The organism is Pseudoalteromonas sp. SR45-5 (assembly GCF_014163565.1).
GTDB lineage: Bacteria > Pseudomonadota > Gammaproteobacteria > Enterobacterales > Alteromonadaceae > Pseudoalteromonas > Pseudoalteromonas distincta.
The window spans coordinates 1-2,994 of the sequence record NZ_JACJDN010000504.1; the positions used below are offsets into that span (position 1 = coordinate 1).

3 protein-coding genes are annotated in these 2,994 nt (G+C 41.1%); all 3 read right to left on the reverse strand.

Going from position 1 to position 2,994, the window contains the following annotated elements; genetic code table 11:
- Positions 1 to 1,719, reverse strand: a 1,719-nt coding sequence (locus H5072_RS15730) for a VWA domain-containing protein (protein WP_182694053.1), incomplete at its 3' end; no start/stop codon positions are given.
- Complete coding sequence (locus H5072_RS15735; RefSeq protein WP_182694054.1) at positions 1,719 to 2,705, reverse strand: VWA domain-containing protein; 987 nt, start codon at positions 2,703 to 2,705, stop codon at positions 1,719 to 1,721. The genes H5072_RS15735 and H5072_RS15730, both read right to left, overlap by 1 nt.
- Positions 2,698 to 2,994, reverse strand: a 297-nt coding sequence (locus tag H5072_RS15740) for a DUF4381 domain-containing protein (RefSeq protein WP_182694055.1), incomplete at its 5' end; no start/stop codon positions are given. The genes H5072_RS15740 and H5072_RS15735, both read right to left, overlap by 8 nt.

A 2,994-nucleotide genomic window follows, 5' to 3' on the forward strand; every position in this document is an offset into this window, starting at 1 on the left:
GGCAGGTTGCTCACTCATCGCTTGTGGCTTACTTTGTTGCTGCTCGTCTTCTTTAGGCTGGTCAGCGTCTTTATTTTGCCCTTGTTCGCTTTGTGGCTGGGCTTGCATATCAGGCTCATTTTGCTTATCTGATTGCTCGCCAGGCTCACCTTGTTGATCTTTTGATTGTTCAGACTCTTTATCTGATTTTTCATCGCTTGAGCTTTGACTTTCGTTTTCGCCTTTTTCAGAATTGCTTTTATCACCATTTTGTTGCTGATCCTGTTTTGACTGTTCAGAATTTTGCCCTTGGTTTTGCTCATCTTTTTTCTGACTATCATCTTGGTCTTGAGAGTCGTCGCCGTCGCTTTGCTGATCTTGCTGGTTTTGTTGCTCTTGTTGATTTAGTAATTGCTCAACTAAGGCTTGGTTATCGGCTGCTTGCGTAAAGTCATCTTGTAAGGTTTGGGCTTGTTTGTACGCTTCAATTGCGTCCTCAAGTTTGCCAGCTTTGGCAAGGGCATTACCGTAGTTGTATAAACCGGTAGCCGACTTATCATTACTAAACTCATTAAGTGCAGCATCAAAATTACCTTGCTGGTATAGCGCCGCGCCTTTTAACTCACTCGATTGCGCCTGTGTTGCTGCATCGTATTCTTTATTATTGTAAGCCTCTAATGCACGTTGATCTGCATTTTGCAAAAGAGTAGGGAGCTCTACGGCATACGCATTTTGCTGCGGTAAAAAACCAAAAGCTAAAAAAACCCCCAACAAGGCAGCGCGTCTAAATAAATACAAGCCAAATGGCAGTAATAACAAGAGTCCGTAAATACCTGCATCTATTCGCCAAAGCGCGTGGCTTTGTTTTTCGTCTTTCAATAATTCACTCTGCGCATTTGGAGCAAACGTATTTATGTCGTTATTGCTAGGTTGGTAACTAGCAAATTTACCGCCGCTGCTTGATGCTAAATTTTTAAGCTGAGAGGCATTAATTGTAGGTACTACAATTTGGCCGTATCTGTCTTTCAAAAAGCCGCCTTCAGGTAACTTAATTGGTGCGCCTTGAGCGGTACCTACACCATAAATATTTAATCTATATTGGCTGTTACTGGTAAAGCTACTCACGTCGCTTTGTTCTTGTTGGTCAATACCGTCGGTCACTAAAATAATGTCGCCATCAATATAACCTGCTTGTGTTAATAGCTCTTTGGCCATATCAAGACCCGCTAAAACGTTTGAGCCTTTGTCTGGCATTATTTCAGGGCTTAAGCTTGGAATTAAATTACTGAGTGTTGTGGCATCGTTTGTTAGTGGTGAAATTACATAGGCCGTGCCTGCGTAAGCTACAAGCGCGGTATCACCTTCTTTAAATAGCTCAATCATATCAAGCGCTTTAAAGCGTGATTGCATTAAACGATTTGGTAAAATATCGGTGCTGTACATTGAGTACGACATATCCATAACAATTACACGGGCACTTTTACTTTGAAATACAGGAACTTGTTTTTTCTCAAAACTAGGCCCAGCACTAAATAAAATGCCAAGGCTGCAAAACAAAGCAACTAACCAAAGTGGCTGGCTGGCTTTAGTGTTTGCTTCGCTCATTATAAATTGTGCTAAATGAGGTGCAATTAGCTGCTCACTAGTCGTTTTTTTATGCTTAATTAAGGCAACAAAAAATAATGCCACAGCAGGTATGAGTAACCATAAAAGAGCGGGGCGAATAAATTCAAAATCCATTAGTTTGGCTCCTTTAATGCACGCAGTGTACTAAGCATTACTTTTAAGCTAATAAGTAAAATAGCGATAAGTAACGGGTAGTAAAATAATGAGCTTTGTGGGCGAAATGTTTGTTCATCAGCGCTAATAGGTTCAAGTTTATCAAGCTCTGCGTAAATTTGTTGAAGGCCTGCTACATCTTTGGCTCTAAAGTATAATCCGCCAGTTTGATCGGCAATCTTTTTAAGTAAGCTTTCATCTAAATTACTGCCACTAGAGCCACCCACATTAAAGAGGCTAAAGCCGCGCGGATTATCTGAGCCAACACCAATGGTGTACACTTTAATCCCTTCTTCGCGAGCTAGCAGTAGGGCATCTTCTGGGTTTAAATTACCAGCGGTATTTTGTCCGTCGGTTAATAGCACCACAATTCGGTTACTTTCATCTTTATTGGCAAAGCGTTTTACCGAAAGACCCAATGCATCACCAATGGCTGTTGCGCGCCCTACTAAACCAATTTGCGCTTCGCTGAGCATTTTACTTACTGTTTTAACGTCGCGGGTGAGCGGGGTTTGTAAAAACGCGGTGTCGCCAAATAATATCAGCCCAAGCCTGTCGCCTTGACGCTGTTCTATAAAATCACTGAGTACGGCTTTTACCATGGTGAGGCGGTCAACATATTGGCCATTATAAGCCATGTCTTGTTCGGTCATCGAGCCTGATAAATCGACCGCTAACATTATATCGCGTCCTTCATTTGGTAATGAGATTGGCTCATCTAACCATGTTGGATTGGCAGCGGCAGTAACAAGTAATAACCAAATTATCCACTCGAAAGGGTTTAAACGTCGTGCGTGTGGCTCGATGCTTTGGCTGGTTAAATTGTGCTTTGCAAAACTGGGTATACGTAAACGCGTACTGGCATTACTTGCTGCGGGTTTTAATAGTAAAAGTAATAAAGGCAAGGGTAGTAATAAAAATAACCATGGCCAGCTAAATTCAAACATTTACTGACTCCTTTATTTTAAATTGCTTAATACCTTGGCGAAATTTTTCGCACAGTGTTGTATCTTTTTGGCTGGGGTTATACAAGCTTAGTATTTCTTGTTCTGTAAAGCTTAAACCGGTGAGTGTATTAAGTGTTGTGCACCATTTAGAGGTAGATTGCGCAGCAAGTCGCTTGTCGTAATATTCAATCACTAAACGTTTTAAAATAATATGCAGTTGCTGAGGGTTTTGCTCACTTTGACTCAATTGTATTGCGTAGCGTTTAGGCTTTTTAAATTTATGTTTTTT

Bases quoted from the DNA above. Each gene is read 5' to 3' on its own strand.
- H5072_RS15735 (WP_182694054.1), bottom strand. From the start codon at position 2,705: ATGTTTGAATTTAGCTGGCCATGGTTATTTTTATTACTACCCTTGCCT.